Here is a 17,165-nt window from a genome sequence, read left to right on the forward strand (position 1 = left end):
GTCCGGATCACGGCACCGCGACGCGAGGGGAGCGAGCCAGAGACGAGAGCACCCGAGATGTCCCAGCCGATGCCCGGCGCCGCCGATGCGGCCACCTCCGCCCAACCCCGAGCCGGCGCCCCGGCCGGTGGTCGATCCGATGCAAGGACTGCCGCGCCGAGCCGCCGCTGGTCCTCCTGGCTGCGCGAGCCGCTGCTGCACTTCCTGCTGCTCGGCGGCGTGCTGTTCGCCCTCGACCACTTGCTGATGAGCCGCGTGGATGATCCGGCGCTGATCGTCGTCGGCGCCGAGGTCGACCAGGAGGCGCGCCAGGTCTTCGCCGGATCGCGCGGCCGTCAGCCCGATGCCAAGGAACTGGCGGCGCTGCGCCAAGTCTGGCTGGACAACGAGGTGCTGTATCGCGAGGGCCTCGCGTTGCAGCTCGACAAGGGGGACTCCGCGATCCGCGAGCGCGTGATCTTCAAGTCCCTGAGCGTCATCGACGCCGGCGTCAAGCTGCCGCCGGCCGACGACCAGCACCTGCGGGCGTGGTTCGAGTCCCATCGCGACAAGTACGACGATCCGGCCCGCTACGACTTCGAGGAAGCGGTGTTGCCCGGCGACGCCGACGAGGCCGCGCTGCGCGCCTTCGTCGCGACGCTGAACGGCGGCACGTCCGGCGACGCCCGCGCGGGGCTGCGCGTCTTCAAGGGCCGCCCGCACGTGAACCTGGTGCAGAGCTATGGCGTGGACTTCGCCAAGGCGCTGGAATCGTCACCGGTCGGCGAGTGGCGCGTGCATCGCACCCAGGAGGGCGGCCAGGCCGCGTGGCGCGCGATGCGCCTGGTGGCCGCGACGCCGGCCAAGCCGGGTGACTTCGCCGTGCTGCGCGGCATCGTGCTGCAGGACTGGACCGACGCCACGCTGTCCGAGCAACGCAGCGCCGCGGTGAAGGCGCTCAGCGCCAAGTACACGATCCGCCGCGAGGGAGCGTCCCAATGAGATCGCTGGCGATGCGACTGATGGGGCAACTGATGCGGCGGTCAATGCTGGGTCTGATGCGGGGGCTGATACGAGGGGGCGCGCGGGGGCTGACGGCGACGCTGGCGCCGTGCCTGCTGCTCGCGCTGGGCTTGTTGTCGGGCGCCGCCCGCGCGCACGAGATGAGCATGGCCGAGATGCAGGTCCGCGAGACCGCGCCCGGCGAGTTCATCTGGCAATGGACGGCCAGCGAGAAGCGCGCGGCCAACGAGGTGCTGACCCCTGTCTGGCCCGACGGCTGCCGGGCGGAGGGCCTGAACCTGCATTGCGGCAAGGACGGGCTGCGTGGCGCCTTCACGATGGAGGGCGTGGGCAAGCAGTACTCGGCGGCGATGGTGAAGGTGTTCTGGGTCGACGGGCAGACGCGCGTCTACACCTTGACGGCGAGCCAGCCCACCGTGCAGTTGTTCGGCTCGGCCGACGACCGGCGCGGCATGGGCGAGATCGCTTATGCGTACACGGTGCTGGGCGTCGAGCACATCCTGTCCGGCATCGATCACCTGATGTTCGTGATCGGGCTGCTGTTCCTGGTCGGTTTTCGTCGCCAGCTGTTCTGGACGATCACGGCGTTCACGGCCGCGCACAGCCTGACGTTGGCGAGCAGCGCGCTGGGCTGGCTGGCGCTGCGGCCGCCGCCGGTGGAGGCCACGATCGCGCTGTCCATCGTGCTGGTGGCGGGCGAGGCGCTGCACAAGCGCGAGACGCTGGCGCGGCGCTGGCCGGCGATGGTGGCCTTCCTGTTCGGTCTCGTGCACGGGCTGGGTTTCGCCGGCGCCCTGCGCGAGATCGGCCTGCCGCAGGAGCATTTGCTGGTGGCGCTGCTGAGCTTCAACGTCGGCGTCGAGACCGGCCAGCTGCTGACCGTCGGGGCGTGCTGGCTGCTGTGGCGCGTGGCGGCGCGCTGGCCGCGGCTGGCGAAGCTGCGCACGGCGCTGCTGTATGCGATCGGCACGGCGGCGGCGTACTGGTCCTGGCTGCGCATCGCGGCCATCGTCGCGTGAGAAGCCGGCCATGAGCACCTCATCGACGACGCCCGCGGGCGAGGTCTTCAGCCTGTTCCCCACGCCGCTGATGCGCGTGACCGGGGTGCTGCCGCCGGCGCTGGTGCGCGGCCTGGTCGAGCACTTCAGCGCCCAGGCGCGACAGGACAACAACAGCTCCGCCAGGCTGGTCCACACGCGCATGCTCAAGCCCGATGACAGCCCCTTGCTGGTGGACGTGGCGGCGCTGGTGTCGGCGCCGCTCGCGGAGTTCGGCGCGCTGCTCTTCGGCGAGCGGATGGGCTGGGCGGTCAAGGAAATGTGGGTCAACGTGATGGAGACGGGCGGCCACCAGTCGATGCACAACCACGCCAACAGCTTCGCCTCCGGCGTGATCTACCTGACCGGCACCGACGAGTCGTCGCGCACCGTGTTCATGAAATCGCCGGGGGGGACCGACTTCAGCTTCAAGAACGACCACCCGGACATGGTGACGGGACCGTTCAACGCGGAGAAGTGGATCAGCCCGGCGCCGTCTGCCGGTGACCTGGTGCTGTTCCCCAGCTACCTGATGCATGCCGTGCCGCCCAATCAGGGCGCGCGACGCATCAGCCTGGCGTTCAACGCGATCCCCATGCGGCTGAACTCGTGGGGCTACACGGTGGGATTCAGTGGCTGACCCAGGCGCGCGGTCGCGGCGAGCGGCGCTCGCGCTGATGGTGGCCTCCGGCTTCGCCGGGCTCGGCTATCAGGTGGTGTGGACGCAGCAGTCGGCGCTGTGGCTGGGTTTCGAGGCGGCGGCGGTGCTCGCCGTCGTCACGGCGTTCTTCGGCGGGCTGGCGCTGGGGGCGTTGGTGCTCGGCGGCCGGGTGGAGCGGTCGGTGTCGCCGCGGCGCTGGTATGTCGGCTGCGAACTCGCGATCGGGGCCTGGGGGCTGGCGCTGGTCGTGCTGATGCGCCCGGCCGGGGACCTGGTGCAGCACTGGATCGGCGCGGAGCCGTCGTCGTGGTGGCAGTGGACGGTGAGCTTCGGCGCGAGCTTCGTGCTGCTGCTCCCCGCGACGGCGGCGATGGGCGCGACGCTGCCGGCCATCGAGCGGCTGGCCTTCATGGCCGGGACGCAGGGCGGAATCGGCGATGCGACAGCACGGCGCTCGATCGCCGGGCTCTACGCCGCCAACACGCTGGGCGCGGTGCTGGGCGTGCTGCTGGTGACGTTCTGGCTGGTGCCGGCGTTGGGTCTCGCCCGGACGGCCGGCGTGTGCGCGGCGCTGAACGCGCTCTGCGCGATCGGGGCGCTGTGGCGCATGCCGGCGGAGGCCGCGCCGGAGGACGCTCGTGGCGAGCCGTCGTCATCGCCGGCGTCCATTGCGCCGTCGCCGTCGCCGTCGCCGTCGCGACCGGCATCGACATCGGCATCGACATCGACATCGACATGGTGGTGGTTCACCGGGATCTCGACCTTGCCCCGGACGATGTTGATGCCGCTGGCCCTGAGCGGCCTGCTCGGCATCGGCTACGAGGTGATGGTCGTGCGCGTGCTGAGCCAGCTCAACGAGGACACCGTCTACACCTTCGCGCTGCTGCTGGCCGTGTATCTGGTCGGCACGTCGCTCGGTGCCGCGGTCTATCAACGATGGTTGCTCGGCCGGGAAGAAGCACGTCTGGACGCGCGGTTGCCGGCGGCGCTCGGCGTCGCGTGTCTGCTGGGCTTGATCGCCTTGTGGTCGGCGCAGGCGCTGAAGGCGGGTGCCTTCGCCTGGTTCGGCGAGGGGTTCGCGGCGGCGCTGGGCGTGGAGTCGCTGCTGGCGCTGGCGGCCTTCGGGCTGCCGACGCTGGTGATGGGCGCATGGTTCAGTCACTTGAGCGCGCAGGCGCATCGACATGGCATCGGTTTCGGCCGCGCCCTGGCCGTCAACACGCTCGGCGCCGCGGTGGCGCCGGTGCTGTTCGGCGTGGTGCTTGCGCCGTGGCTGGGGCCGAAGACGGTGCTGCTGCTGATCGTGGGTGGGTACCTGATGTCGAGCACCCTGAGCGACATGGGAGCAAGCAGCGTCCCGAACGCATCGGGAGCGTCGGGAGCATCAAGCGCGCCGACGGGATCGACTGCATTTGGCGATCGGCGAGCGCGGGGCGGTCAGGGCGGAACGAGCAGTCCGGCATCGTGGCGCCGCCCTTGGCTGTGGATCCCCATGGCATCGCTGGCACTGCTGGGCTGGTTGGGCGCGCCGCTGGCGTTCGTGGACCTGCCCGAGGGGACGCACCTTGTCAGTCATGCCGAAGGCAGCATGGCGGCGGTCAGCGTCGTCCAGGACGGGCAGGGCGTCGCGCGCCTGCGCATCAACAACCGGCAGCAGGAGGGCAGCAGCGCCAGCCTGTTCGTCGACGGTCGCCAGGCGTTGCTGCCGCTGCTGCTGCATCCGGGGCCTCGCCGGGTCCTGTTCCTGGGCCTGGGCACCGGTGCGACCTCGGCGACCGCCGCGCAGGACCCGACCCTGCAGGTCGACGCCGTGGAACTGCTGCCCGAGGTGATCGCCGCGTCGCCGCGTTTCACCGACGCACTGGGGCTGAACGCGTCGTCCCTGCGTCTGGTGGCCGCGGACGCGCGTCGTTATGTCCGCGCAGCGCCGACGCGTTACGACGTGATCGTCTCTGACAATTTCCATCCCGCGCGCAGCGGTTCCGGCGCGCTCTACACCCGAGAGCATTTCGAGGCGGTGCGGGAGCGGCTCGCCGCGGGCGGCTTGTTCTGCCAATGGCTGCCGCTGCATCAACTCGACCTCGACAGTCTGCGCAGCGTGGTCCGCGCCTTTCTCGTCGCCTATCCCGACGGCATGGCGATCCTGGCGAGCAACAGCCTGGAGACGCCCGTGATCGGATTGGTCGGGCATCGCGATCCGGAGCACCTGTCGGACGCGGGCCTGGCGCGCTGGCACGAGCGCCTGATGCGCGTCCCCGCGCGACGCGACGGCCGTGGCCTGGCGGACTTCGGCATCGAGGACGAGTTCGCGCTCCTGGGCAGCGTCATCGCGGGGCCGGGCGCGCTGGCGGCCTTCGCGGGCGACGCGCCGGTCAACACCGACGATCGTCCGGTGGTGGCGTACCTCGCGCCCCGGCTGGTGTATGCGCCGGACTCGACACCGAAGGACCGGCTCTTCGAGGTGCTGCACCGCGTGAGCGTCCGGCCGGAGGAGGTGCTGGGTACGAAGGTCCCCGATGACAACCTGCGACTGAGCGCTTACTGGCTGGCGCGAGACCATTACATCGAAGCGGGCCGGTCGGTGCGACCGGTCGCGGACCCGGGCGCGATGCTGGCGCTGGTCGGCGCGCCGTTGTTGGCGGCACTGCGGACGAGCCCCGACTTTCGTCCCGCCTACGACCCGCTGCTGCGGATGGCGGTGGCCCTGTCGTCGCGGGACGCGGCGACCGCCCGGTCGGTGTTGACGGCGCTTCGGGACGCGCAACCGGCGCGTCGGGAGGCGGCCGAAGCGCTGCGCGCGATGGAGCAATGACTCCATCGGTTTCGGTGAGGGACGGGCCTCCTGGAACCGGTTGCTCCATCGGGGCCGCTTTTCTCCTCCTGCTCGACGAGGTGCCCTGTGTCAGGTCGCCAGCGCCAAGGTCGTGAGGTCGGGTGTCCAGTACAGCGGATCCCTTCCGTGTTGAGCCCACAGATGCGCGATGAGCTCCTCGCCCGCGCGCGCGCCGTCACGCACGGCGGTGGCCAGGCTGGCTGATTCGTCATCGACGAGGAGCTCCATGGACCAACGGTCGAAGAGACGGGAGTCGGTGGGCGTGTCGTCGACGAGGCGCACGTCGCTGTGCCGGTCGTCGGCCTGGATGCGATTCAAGGTGGCGCCGATGGCTTCGGGGGTGCCTTCCAGGACCTGCGCGAAGAGGCCGGGGGCGAGGGCGAGAACGCCGGAGATGTCGTTGCGCCGGTTGTTGATCTGGGCGCGCGCCACGATGCGGCGGAGTGTCGAATCAGTCACCCCATCGGCGATGCGGGAGACATAAAGGATTCTTCGAAGTGGACTGCTCATGCTTCGATGACCGTTGAGTTTTTGAAGGATGAGGGATTGTGCGGGCCTGGCGGACGTCGAAGGACCTTCCATGGGCCGAGATGGGTGTGGCGAAACTCCATGCGCACAGGCGCATGCGCGATCTTGATCGGCGAACAGGCTCCGTGCGGTCTGCGCCGATGACGTTGTCTCACTGCCGCTGCGTCGCGCGACTTCCGAGCCGCGTTGAACTGCCTCTCCACCGAAGAACGACGACGGCCATCACCAAGCACCCTACGAATCCGAAGCCCAAGGGCCGTACGCGCGAAGTTCCGGGCGCCAGTTCTCCCGGCAGCAGCACGGCGCGCTCCGGGGTCGCGGGGTCGTATCGCACCGGCATGCCGGGCTTCAACCGCGAGGCGAGCGCGGCGAGCGAGGCCGGGTCACCGGACCAACGGCTCCCGAACGCGAGGCGCGAGCCCACGTAAGAGCGATCCTCCACCGCGTAGCGATAGTGGACCTCCAGGTATTGCTTGCCGCGGTTCTTCCCTTGACCGTCCACGATCGTGGTGTCGACCACGAGGGCCGGTGTGCGTGGCCAGTCGCGGGAGGCCTGGGCGTGCATCCACTCGCTGCCGTACCAGGCGAGAAAGGTCAGGCAAACCAGGGCGCCCGCCAGGAAGACCGCCGAGGCGACGCGGGCCGGTCGCCTCGAGTCGTTCAAGAGGGCGGGCATCAACGCCTTGGCACGAGGCAGTCCCACCTCAGGCGGCGCGCGCCGCTGCCGGCTTGCCGGCCGGGGCCGGCCTGGCGCGCTTCTCCGCGCATGCGTCCATGGCGGCGCGAACCGCCGCCTCACCGTACTTGGCCTCCAGGCGCCTGACGATGAAGTGGCCCCGTGCGATGCTCTGGTAGTAGTCGGTGAACAGGACGTTCAGCGTCGCCGCCGTGGCCGCGCTCAACAGGGGGACCGCGGTGGCGGCCACCTTGGAGCTGAGGGCGATGCCGAACTTGTCCAGGATCTTGATGATCAGTTGGGCAACCCAGGTTCCGGCCTGGTCCGTCGTGATGCCGTTGAATCCCCGGCTCGCCGCGCTCATCGAGCGCTCGGCGGCCACCTTCGCGAGTTCTTCAGCAGCCTTGGTCGCGATGGAAGCAAACGTCCCGCGAGCGGCGAAGTAGCCCTGAAACGCGTCGTCGTCGTTGGGGGTGTCGGCACCCATGGCGAGAATGGTGGCGCACTCCACGCGGACCTGCTCGTCATTGATGTCGAACCCCTCGCTGCGCGCCACGTCGGCGATCGCTCGCAATGTCAGGGTGGTCGTGACGGGCACCTCGAACAGCGCCCCCGCGATGCCGAAGGCACCGCCCACGGCGCCGGAGGCCGCTGTCATCACCTTGTGGCTCTTTGTCGAGGCAGGGGTGCCGGGGCCGTCGCGAAGCGTGTAGGCGGCGCCGCTCAGCCCCGCCTTCAATGCGCCGTGGGCCAGGCCTATGAGCTTGACTTTCGCCCACTTGGGCATGTGTTTTCCGGACCGCGTGATGAAGCTGCCAATCGCGGCGGATATCTTGACGGTGATGCTCTCCACGAGGAGACAGTCGACGGCTTGCTTGAGCGCCGCGGCATCTTCCGAGTCGGTCCAGATTTCCTGACTTGTATTCATACGAGCTCCCTGTGATCAGGGCATTTTGAGAGCAGTGAACGCCGTGGAATGTTGTCCGTGGCCCAGTATCCGACGGTCGTGAGCAATAGTCCTCAAGCACGCACAGCCCGAAGCGGGCAATCCGCTCTCCCCGGATAATCCCCCCATATGTCTCCCGCCCGTTCCCCCTGGCGCCTGTCCGTCGCCCCCATGCTGGACTGGACGGAGCCACCGGCAAGTAGGCGTCAGGCAACGACTTTTTGACCTCGCCTCCAAGAGTTGCACTGAAGTTGAACTTTTGCCGCTTTCGAGGGACTTTTTGGAAAGCGTAGTTGCACCGCCACGGAAGAGCACGTTGAACGCTGCCGCAGAGCACTCAGCGAACGCGTTAGATGTGCGTGCTCCTGCCCTCAGGGTCAGATGCGAAGGTCGTGTCGAGAGGCGGAAAGCATGGGAACCGCGTGGAGTGGAACTGGTCGCTGTGGCGGCATGGCGGCGCTCGATCGCTGTCGTGAGCTGGCGCGAACTCGACGGTCGATGGCGAGACGCAAGCGACGAGGCTGTCGGCGCCGCACCGCGCGAGCATGGCCTGGCCGTCTCGGAGCCTAGCTGCGAGACTGGCCATGCGCCGTTCACTGCCTTCATACCTGGCAACGCTTCCAAGTTTCCTCAGCGTTGACGCGAGCGTCGTCGATGAGTTTCGCCAGGTCGTCCAGACTCACCAAGTAGGGAGCCTTCTGGCTCTTCGCGAGTCTGAATACCGGCAGCGGCAATTCGCCGACGGCAGCCTTTCTCATGGCTTCATTTCGACTGAGCCCCAGATACTCTTCGCAAATGCGTTCCAGCGGGACAGCCGGGGCGCCGTAAATCGACATGAGGGCGAGTGAGGTGATCATGCTTCACCTCCGCGAAGGAGTACTTGCGACTCGCAGTTGCAACGGCTGGCAAACGTCGACCACCCACGCGCGGCAATTGCGCTGAAGGCATTCGATGGGTAACGGCCAGACCGGGCGCCACCCGCGGTTTGATCTGCGGCGATTTCACGCATGGCAAATCGGCAGCGACGCCGTCCGCAGATGGGTGGAATTCGCTGATTGCGATGACGATAGGAACTGGTCCATGGCGACCTCCGTGTATTTGCCATGCGCCGCTGAACGATCGCGCAAAGGCATGACGGTCGAGGTCGCAGCGAACCTCGCGCACGTCAGAAGGAAAGAGGGGACTTGAAGGAGCGGCAGCACCGCCAGCCCGACGCACGGGAAAGGTGTGTGTGGCGGGTGGAAATCAGCGGTGCGCTGGATCGGATTCGCGTCGGGAAATGATGGTCCCGACATGCGCGTCAGTGCGAAGCAGCTAACGCCTCAAAGGAGGTCAATCGCAAGGGCGGGTCACGACCGCTAACGGCTGCGCCCGAGCGCAGCGACCGAGAGCAGGCGCTGCGTCGGCCATCCTCGCGAAAAAACGCTGCATCACGAGGTCGGGTCCACCTTACGCGTGCATGCCGTGGTGGTCAAGACGGTGGCAGGCGCCGTCGCATGAACATCGGAACCAAGCATCGGCCGAAGAGATCGGAAGCGTTGACACCTTGGCCGCCGTTCCGGCAGCGACAAGTCGATCAGTCCATCCGTTCCCGCAAGCCACCGTCGGTGTTGAACAGCATGGCCTGATGCCGCGGCTGTTCGATGCGCAGCGGCACGCAAACGTCGGGTTCCCTCTGCAGGCCTGCTTTCACCAGTTGCTCGCGCCATGTTTGAATTCCGGGCTGTGGGTTGGCACGCTGAACGATGCTGAGGCGCCAAGGCCAGTCTGGTGTCCCCGGGCCTTCCACAACGCGATCGATGCTGATCAGTTCTCGTAGTCGCAGCAGCAGCGCGGTCGAGGTTTCGACGTGTTGCCACAGCGAGAGCATGCCTACCTGTGGCACTGAAGTCGGCGGCGGTTTCATAGCCAGGCATTCGAGCTGGCCGCTGCGGCGCCAGGCACTCAGATCGGCCCGGATGCGGCGCTCGCTGCGACCCAACCGCCGCGCGCAATCTGCAAATGGATTGGCGCTTATCTGCAGACCCTGCTCTACGCAGGCGGCCAACTGCACGTCGTCACAGCACAAGGTGGCCGTGGGGGCTGGCTCCGGCATGCGAAGGCGAGCCGCGAGGATCAAGGGCAGGCGGTCGAGCTGATTCCGCAATGCGGTCTCATCAAGCACTTCAAACTCTGCCCAGAGCGACGGTTCACCATGCTCAGCCTGTTCGATGCGGGCGCAACCCGGCAGCGCCGACAGCGCGGCTTTAAAGCTGGCCGGCGCATTGAAGGCCAGACGCCAGCGCTCTCGCCGCAGCGACACACCCCAGCGTGCACGTATGGGCTGCAGTGCGCCACTACGCTGTAACTCGCGACAGGTTGCCATCAGTTCCCGCGGCGTCGCTCCACTTCGCGCCGCCATCAGGCGGAAGGGCGATGCGTGCAGCGGAAAGTCTTGTTGCCAGCCCTGGACGAGGGTCTGGCGCAGGCCAGCGCAGCAACTGGGTGGAGATGCAGAGGAGGGCATGGTGACGCCATGCTGGGCCGTCCGCCGTGCAGTTTCTTTGATCTCGTTCAAGCATGACGCTTGAACGGTTTGCGTGGCATCGTTCAGATGCCGATCCGCCGCCGAACGTGGCTCACGCCAGGGCGAGCAGCATCGTAGCCTGCAGAATCAGCTTGCGAGCCTCAGCGATGGATATGGGGCCATCGAGACGAGCGGCCAGCGCGGCGCTCGGATGATCGGCAGATGCGACGTTCCAAAGTATTGGCAAGCCAGCGGATTTGCCGAGCTTGGCCTGCAGTTCGGCCGGAGCGCCTTGGAATCCAACGGCGTCATAGAGCTTCGCGAGAAGGCGAAGCGTTTCAGCGATCTCTGCGTCGGAACTCGAGGTTGAGAGGTCTGGACGCACATGAGCAACGTGAGCTCCCATCTCTGTCGCGGCGTGCGCGAACGCCAGGGCGTCCGGCGAGGTCAGACTGGAGCAGACCAGACCAATCATCTTGCCGCTCAGCAAGGGGCGCGGAACGCCACAACGGGCTGCCTGCTCCATGGCGACCGCCTTCGACAGGATGGCATCTAGATCGCCACTCGCACGCCGTCCGGACGACGCGGAGGCGGCAATGGTGGCGAGTTGTTCCATGGATAGAGCACAGGTTCTGCGGTTCGGTCGGTCAGCCTATCCATGCGGACCGCTCCCGTTTTGATCGCGATCAATGTCAGGACCACTCGGCGCGGTGATACGGGCCGGATACGTGGTGTTCACACAGCGTTACGGAGCGTGGCGCAGCGTTGATCATGCAGATTTGGGCGGTTCCTACCATGACATCCATCAACACAGCCCTGCGGGAGCACCCAAATGGTGGGAGCCGAAGCCGTCGCATCTTCTTCTGGTTGGAAGGCCGTCAATCGCAGCGCGGCGCCGCTGACAGCACCTCGCCGTCCCATTGCCTCCGAGGAACTGAGCGGACGCATCGGTTCCGCCCTGAGGCTGGTCCGAGACAACCTGGTTTACCAGCGCCGCGTCGTTCATGCTGGCGACCGCATCTATCAAGCAGGCGAGCAGTTCGGGAACCTCTACATCGTCAACTCGGGCTTCTACAAGGTCGTGACGCTGTCGCCCGATGGCCGCGAGCAGGTGGTCGCCCTGAAGTTCAGGGGGGACTGGCTGGGCGTAGATGGCATTGCGCGCGGCGAGTACGATAGCGATGTGATCGCGCTGGACACCGGTGAAGTCTGGGTGGTCCGCTACGACGCCTTGCTGGATGCGAGCCTCTCAGAGCGAGCCCTGCTGACCGAACTCCACCAGGCCATGAGCCGAGAAATCTCTCGCGACCGCGACTCGCTGATGTCGCTGTGCACACTCTCGGGCGACGCCCGCGTCGCAGACTTTCTGCGCTACTGGGCTGAATCGCTCGGCGACCGCGGCATGCGCACGGACTGCATCACCTTACGCATGACTCGTGCGGAGATCGGCAACTACCTGGGTCTGACGCTGGAATCCGTGAGCCGGGCGCTGTCGCGGCTGGCCAAGGCCAAGGTCATCGGCTTCGCCGGCAACGGCCGTCGCGACGTGCAGATTCCGGACATTGACGCCCTGGGTGCGTTCGTCCAGCGTTCAATCTCGCCCGCAGGCATGCTGCAGTAACGCCCTGTCAGAGGTCTCAAGGGCCCGGATAACCGCCGTCTGGGGCACCGCCCATGGTCAGCGCCCTGGCAAGCGCGTTCCGCAATTCCTCGCGGGTGTAGGGTTTGCGGAGCAACTCCCAAGACGCGGGCGAGGAACTGTCCGCCTCAAGCAGTTCGGCTGAGTAGCCGGACATCAAGAGGACGGCCAGCTGAGGCACCTGGCGCTGCGCAATGGCGGCGAGTTCGGTGCCACGCAAGCCCGCGCCCAGCGAGATGTCGCTGAGCAGAACGTCGAAGCTGGTATCGCCGCTCAACACCATCAGCGCATCCTCCGCGCTGCTGCATGCGTTGGACCGGCACCCCAAGGCGCTCAGGAAAGCGGTCACGACCGCGCGCACCTCGGCGTCGTCCTCGACCAGCAAGACCGACAGGCCCACGGGAATCGTGCCTGCGGTTTCCGCGGCATCCGCCGTCATGGGCGACTGCTCCAGCGCACTCGGGATGTAGAGCGTGACGGTAGTGCCACTCCCGGGAAGTGAGTCGATGGCCACGGTCCCCTTGGATTGCTTCGCGAACCCGTAGACAGTGCTCAAGCCCAGCCCCGTGCCCCGGCCGGTGCTCTTGGTCGTGAAGAACGGCTCGAATGCTCGTTCCTTGACCTCCTCCGTCATGCCCGTGCCGGTGTCCTGCACCGAGATCGCCACGAAGGGAACATCCGCAGGCGCGTCGGCGTCCAGGTCGCGTCGGATGGCTTCGGGGAGGTCTGCCAGCGTACGGCTGCTGAAGCGCAGCGTCCCGCCGTCTGGCATTGCGTCACGGCCGTTGATGGCCACGTTGAGCAGGGCCGACTCGAGCTGGCCGGCGTCGGCTCGCACGACCGCCGAGTCGTCGGCACTGACCTCGATTTGGATGCGCTGATCCAGCGTGCGGTGAAGCATTCCCGATAGCGACTGCAGCAGTGCTGAGACATCAACCTCCGACGGCCGCAACACCTGCCGGCGCGAGAAGGCGAGCAACTGGCTGGTGAGTTCGGCACCGCGCCTGGCCGCGCGCGTTGCAGCTCCGATCAAGCTCTGCGACTGCGTGTCGCTATGCGAAGGCATCTCATCCAACACCTGGAGGTTGCCCTGGATCACCGTGAGAAGGTTGTTGAAATCGTGTGCGATGCCTCCAGTCAACTGCCCCACGCTTTCCAGCCGCTGCGCGTGGTTCAGCGCTTCCTCCGACTGCGCCCGCTGAAGATTGGCCACCAGCAGGCTGGACAGCGACTCGATGAAGCGCACCTCGTCGTCACCGAAACGCGATCTGCTGGTCGACAGGATCTCGATCACGCCGATCTGCCGGCCGCGGTCGAACAGTGGCACCAGGAGTGTGCTGACAACTCCAGCGTCAAGCCAGCTCTGCGGTGACTGCAAGCGGTGCTCGCTGTGCCAGTCCGCGATCACGACGGGTTTGCCGTGAGACAGCATGAAGCCGCCTAGCGTGTTCCCCGTTGCCTCGAGCGGCGGGTCGCCGATCCGGCCAATCAGCGGGCCTGCGCAGCTGGCTACCCGAAAGCTCTGGCGATCGGTGTTCAGCAACAGCACCATGACAGCAGCAGCATCGAGGGTCGCGACGGCGATGGCGGGCGCCTGGTCGAGCAGCACCTGTGGGTCGCGGGCGTCAACCGCGTCACGGCCAACCTGAGCCAGCGTCTCCGCGTAGCGCGCGCGTAGCAGCGCCTGCTTGACTCGTGGGTAGGTGCCAATATCTCGGATCGCCGCAACAACCAAGGGCAACCCGCGGCCTTGCAATGGGCTGAGCGCGATCTCAACCATGACCTCGCTGCCGTCTTTGCGCTTGGCGACAAGGTCCATCTGCGTGCCCATAGGCCGCGCGCGGGGCGCCTGGGCATACGCCTCGCGATAGGACGAATGGCGGGAGCGAATCGCATCCGGCACCAACTCGTCCACGCTCATGCCGACCAGTTCGAAGCTCGTATAGCCCAGCAAGGTCTCTGCGGCTTCGTTCGTCAATACGATCTTGCCAGATCGATCTACGATGAGCAGCGCATCCGGGTAGGAGGCGTGAAGAGAGCGGAAGACGCTTTGCTCGTCGATGCCCAGGGCAGGCAATCCGGAGGCTCGCTCGGCCATGATGCAGCTCAGTTGGACGACACCGCGGGCACCAGGATGTACCCGGCGCCGCGGACCGACTTGATGATCTGCGGCTTCTCCGGGTCGCTTTCGAGCTTCTTGCGCAGGCGCCCAACTTGGACGTCTATGGTGCGATCGAAGGGGCCGGCCTCGCGCCCACGCGTCTGCTCCAGGAGAGCGTCACGTGAGAGCACTTTGCCGGGGCTGCGCAGGAACGCGAGAAGCAGATCGAACTCACCTGCGGTCAGTTCCACTTCCCCGCTCGGACCCACCAGACGCCGCGCGCCGACGTCGAGTTGCCAGACATCGAAACACAGGCGCGTTGCCTCGGCCTTTGCCTTGTTGCTTGCAGGTGTTGTGGACTCGCTGGCATCGAGCCTGCGCAGCACGGCCTTGCAGCGTGCTAGCAGTTCGCGCAGGTCGAATGGCTTGGTCACGTAGTCGTCGGCACCGACCTCGAGGCCGACCACCTTGTCTACAGCATCACCGCGGCCCGTCACGATCACCAGGCCGCAGTTCCAATGCTCGCGAAGTTGGCGGGCGATGGCGAAACCGTCTTCCCCAGGCAGCCCCAGATCGAGCAACACCAGTGCGGGCGCGTCGTTCTTCATGACCTGCATCAGAGCGCGTCCGCTATGCACCTGAGTAACGCGGTAGCCGGACCCCTGCATGTAGTTGGCCAGCAGGGTCGTGATTTCAACCTCGTCGTCGAGGATGGCGATGTGCTGGCCAGAAGTCACGGCGATAGCGTTCCTGTCGTCAAAGGGGAGAGTGACATGGCGGCCGATGACGGATCGACCGGCTTGGCCGTGCTCCAGGGCCGGCAGCCCGGTAGGCATGTTAGCGCCGGCTCGACGCAGGGCAAGGGCGGCCGCGGGGGCGCACGGCAACGTTGCGCTAGCTTGGCCCGACCAATCGTTGGCGTAAGCCATGGCGATATAGAACGGCTCCAATCCCGACGAGGACCACCATGTCGTCTTCTGTCAGCCGATCGCCGGCGAGGCTCATCCACGTGGCGAGAGCGGCCACAGCATCGTCCAATGAATCGGTGCTACCTTGCGCGTCGAGGACCTCGGCCTGGCTCTCAAACTGCTGTATCAGGGGACGAATCATGCTCGCCTCCACGCCGCGTGCGCGCATGGTGCACTGTGAGACGCCATCGCGTCCATCTGCGAGGGGACATCATTCTCTGTCGGCCCGAAGGACGGTTGTGCTGGATGCCGTCGGCAAGACCGATCTAGTCGGGCTCAGCCAGCGGCGGCCGATTGTGTGAGCCCTGGTAGTCAGCTTGGCGTGATTGCGACCGCGGCCCTGACGCTTGTTCGTGGAACGACGAGCAATACGCCTACACGGCAGTGCGACTTGCCCCAGCTTGATTGCGGGGCCGATGCGATCACACGACAATCCCCGCATGTGCTCGATCGCCGTCAAGTTCGTCCCCTGCGACGCACGTTGCCCACAGCCTGCTTCAGCAGTCGGCAGGGTACATGCGCCTGCCACGTGGGGCCAGACGGGGACCTCCATCTGTCAGCCGGCCGCACATCACTGAGCCCGGCGATCACCACCACCCCTTTTGCGCAAACCTCAGATCGCCGGGCCCACAACCCGCGCGATGGTGTTCGTCGGCAAGCAGCCGGCCTTCGCCCTATGACTGAAGGAATGCCTCGTGGATCTCCTGGCTCTCGAGCGCACGCTCACTGAACTCGACCACGTTCGAATCCTGAACCTCGTACGTCGCTACCGGCGCGTCGAGGTCCCTGCGGCACCTCGCTTGCCAATCGAGGACGTCCTCGACACCTGCTCGATAGTGCCGTCCCGCCAAGCCCCACCTGACGTGGTGACGATGTATACGCAAGTTGCTTTGCGCGATGTCGAGTCGGGCGAGAGCAGCAAGGTCGCCCTGTGCTATCCGGCAGATGCGGAGCCCACGGCGGGCTTCGTCTCGGTGCTGTCACCTATCGGCGCCGGCCTGCTCGGCCTGGGGCTGGGTGCCATTGCGCACTGGCGCACCCCGGCGGGCGAAGAGCGGGTTGCCGAGATCGTGGCCATCCTCTTTCAGCCTGAATCGAGCGGCGACTACACGACGTAGCGCGGCGTACGGGCATTGACCCCAGCACCCCGCGCAATTCGTCTCCAAGCACGAGCTCGTGTCCCCAGCGGCCTTGCGGCAACCGGGGCGTCTGAGCAGTGCAATTCAAGTTACCCGTGAGGACATACGCAAATGAAATCGTTCACGTCCTTGTTGGCTGCCACCGACTTCTCGATCGATGGCAACAACGCCGTTCGCCGTGCGGCGCTTCTGGCGCACGAACATGGCGCCTACCTGAAGATCGCTCACGTTTTGGAGCCTGCAGTCTGCAAGCTAGTGCGCGACTGGTTCACACCGGCAATCGGCGCCGATCTTGAGGCTGCGCAGGCGCGGGAGACGCTGCGCTGTCTTGCCATGGAGATCGCTGGCCGGTACGACGTCGAAGTGGCCGTCGAAGTGATGGTCGGAGACCCGCTCGAAAACCTGCTGCTGGCGTCGCAAGAGTTCGATCTGCTGGTTCTCGGCCGGCGCGGCCATCGCCGATTCCCACGATTGATCGTCGGACGGACGGTTGATCGGGCAACGAGACTTCGCCGGGGCCCTGTGCTGGTGGTCAAGACACCGGCAGAAGGGCCGTACCGGCAGGTCCTGGTACCGGTCGACTTCACGGTCTCTTCGGATGCCGCCCTCGGGCTTGCAGCCCGAGTGGCATGCATCGGTGGACTGCATGTCTTTCATGCCATCAACTCGCACGGGGTCGCTCCGCTGCGAGGGGCGGATGTGCCGGAGGACGTCGTCCGTGCGACCCTGCTCCGGCAGGAAGCAGGGGCCCTTGCGCGCATTCGCCGCGCGGCTGCCAAAGTAGGTCTGGACAGCACGCGGCTGGGTGTCGGGGCGGCTCACGGGCATCCCGTGTGGGCGACGCTTGGCCAGGCGCGCCGCGTCAGTGCCGACCTGATCGTTGCCGGTAAGCATGGCCGTTCGACTCTCGGCGACTTCCTTCTGGGCCGAGTCAGTCGCCGCCTGCTAGCCGAGTCCTCCTGCGACATCCTCTTGGTTCCACGGCCTCGAGGAGAACGGTCCTGCGCGGGACACGCCGCTATGGCCGCTCCGTGACGCGAGTCTTAGAGCACTTGTCGCGAGGCAGGTCACGGGCCGACGCAGCAGCCACGGCACCTGTCGGCCCAGAAGCGTGTCGAAAGGTGAGGTT

General features: G+C 66.6%; 16 protein-coding genes. 7 read left to right on the plus strand and 9 right to left on the minus strand.

What is annotated here, in order from left to right:
• The first annotated feature begins 57 nt into the window (after nucleotides 1-57).
• Genes CDN99_RS15135 through CDN99_RS15150 form a run of 4 tightly spaced genes read left to right on the plus strand, consistent with a single transcriptional unit; the run spans nucleotide 58 to nucleotide 5,512 of the window.
• The gene (locus tag CDN99_RS15135) at nucleotides 58-981 is read left to right on the plus strand and encodes a peptidylprolyl isomerase (protein ID WP_202820280.1); all 924 of its coding nucleotides are present in this window, start codon (nucleotides 58-60) and stop codon (nucleotides 979-981) included.
• Nucleotides 978-2,021 (plus strand): HupE/UreJ family protein, encoded by a 1,044-nt coding sequence (locus tag CDN99_RS15140; RefSeq protein ID WP_238139533.1) that lies wholly within the window; start codon nucleotides 978-980, stop codon nucleotides 2,019-2,021. Before CDN99_RS15135 ends, CDN99_RS15140 begins: the two co-directional genes overlap by 4 nt.
• 10 nt (nucleotides 2,022-2,031) lie before the next feature.
• Entirely contained in the window at nucleotides 2,032-2,679 is a 648-nt protein-coding gene (locus tag CDN99_RS15145) for a TIGR02466 family protein (protein ID WP_088385695.1), read from the plus strand.
• Entirely contained in the window at nucleotides 2,672-5,512 is a 2,841-nt protein-coding gene (locus tag CDN99_RS15150; RefSeq protein ID WP_202820281.1) for a fused MFS/spermidine synthase, read from the plus strand. The genes CDN99_RS15145 and CDN99_RS15150 overlap by 8 nt, the downstream gene beginning before the upstream one ends.
• 90 nt (nucleotides 5,513-5,602) lie before the next feature.
• Here CDN99_RS15150 and CDN99_RS15155 read toward each other — a convergent pair whose 3' ends face one another.
• The 6 genes from CDN99_RS15155 to CDN99_RS15185 form a co-directional block, all read right to left on the minus strand.
• Nucleotides 5,603-6,115 (minus strand): BLUF domain-containing protein, encoded by a 513-nt coding sequence (locus CDN99_RS15155; protein WP_088385697.1) that lies wholly within the window; start codon nucleotides 6,113-6,115, stop codon nucleotides 5,603-5,605.
• A 97-nt stretch (nucleotides 6,116-6,212) separates the two neighbouring features.
• A complete protein-coding gene (locus CDN99_RS15160) occupies nucleotides 6,213-6,737 on the minus strand; it encodes a DUF3592 domain-containing protein (protein WP_088385698.1) in 525 nt (174 codons plus the stop codon).
• Nucleotides 6,738-6,765: 28 nt separating this feature from the next.
• Complete coding sequence (locus tag CDN99_RS15165; RefSeq protein WP_088385699.1) at nucleotides 6,766-7,665, minus strand: EcsC family protein; 900 nt, start codon at nucleotides 7,663-7,665, stop codon at nucleotides 6,766-6,768.
• A gap of 620 nt (nucleotides 7,666-8,285) precedes the next feature.
• Nucleotides 8,286-8,540 (minus strand): pyocin activator PrtN family protein, encoded by a 255-nt coding sequence (locus tag CDN99_RS15175; protein WP_088385701.1) that lies wholly within the window; start codon nucleotides 8,538-8,540, stop codon nucleotides 8,286-8,288.
• Nucleotides 8,541-9,259: 719 nt separating this feature from the next.
• On the minus strand, nucleotides 9,260-10,240 hold the full coding sequence (locus tag CDN99_RS28255; protein WP_141100799.1) for a hypothetical protein: 981 nt from the start codon (nucleotides 10,238-10,240) through the stop codon (nucleotides 9,260-9,262).
• Nucleotides 10,241-10,301: 61 nt separating this feature from the next.
• On the minus strand, nucleotides 10,302-10,805 hold the full coding sequence (locus CDN99_RS15185) for a Rossmann-fold NAD(P)-binding domain-containing protein (RefSeq protein ID WP_088385703.1): 504 nt from the start codon (nucleotides 10,803-10,805) through the stop codon (nucleotides 10,302-10,304).
• Nucleotides 10,806-11,021: 216 nt separating this feature from the next.
• Between CDN99_RS15185 and CDN99_RS15190 the strand changes: the two genes are divergently transcribed.
• A complete protein-coding gene (locus tag CDN99_RS15190; protein ID WP_088385704.1) occupies nucleotides 11,022-11,810 on the plus strand; it encodes a Crp/Fnr family transcriptional regulator in 789 nt (262 codons plus the stop codon).
• Between the two features lie 16 nt (nucleotides 11,811-11,826).
• Here CDN99_RS15190 and CDN99_RS15195 read toward each other — a convergent pair whose 3' ends face one another.
• Genes CDN99_RS15195 through CDN99_RS15205 form a run of 3 tightly spaced genes read right to left on the minus strand, consistent with a single transcriptional unit; the run spans nucleotide 11,827 to nucleotide 15,039 of the window.
• The gene (locus CDN99_RS15195) at nucleotides 11,827-13,926 is read right to left on the minus strand and encodes a PAS domain S-box protein (RefSeq protein WP_088385705.1); all 2,100 of its coding nucleotides are present in this window, start codon (nucleotides 13,924-13,926) and stop codon (nucleotides 11,827-11,829) included.
• Nucleotides 13,927-13,934: 8 nt separating this feature from the next.
• Entirely contained in the window at nucleotides 13,935-14,765 is an 831-nt protein-coding gene (locus CDN99_RS15200; RefSeq protein WP_238139534.1) for a response regulator, read from the minus strand.
• Nucleotides 14,766-14,823: 58 nt separating this feature from the next.
• Nucleotides 14,824-15,039, minus strand: a complete 216-nt coding sequence (locus CDN99_RS15205) for a hypothetical protein (RefSeq protein WP_088385863.1) — start codon at nucleotides 15,037-15,039, stop codon at nucleotides 14,824-14,826.
• Between the two features lie 553 nt (nucleotides 15,040-15,592).
• Between CDN99_RS15205 and CDN99_RS15210 the strand changes: the two genes are divergently transcribed.
• Together CDN99_RS15210 and CDN99_RS15215 are read left to right on the plus strand one after the other, a co-directional pair.
• Nucleotides 15,593-16,015, plus strand: coding sequence for a GreA/GreB family elongation factor (locus tag CDN99_RS15210; protein ID WP_088385706.1), 423 nt, complete (start codon nucleotides 15,593-15,595; stop codon nucleotides 16,013-16,015).
• A 132-nt stretch (nucleotides 16,016-16,147) separates the two neighbouring features.
• On the plus strand, nucleotides 16,148-17,071 hold the full coding sequence (locus CDN99_RS15215; RefSeq protein ID WP_088385707.1) for a universal stress protein: 924 nt from the start codon (nucleotides 16,148-16,150) through the stop codon (nucleotides 17,069-17,071).
• The last annotated feature ends 94 nt before the right edge of the window (nucleotides 17,072-17,165 follow it).

Origin of the sequence: Roseateles aquatilis, assembly GCF_002205645.1 — a bacterium.
GTDB lineage: Bacteria > Pseudomonadota > Gammaproteobacteria > Burkholderiales > Burkholderiaceae_C > Roseateles > Roseateles aquatilis.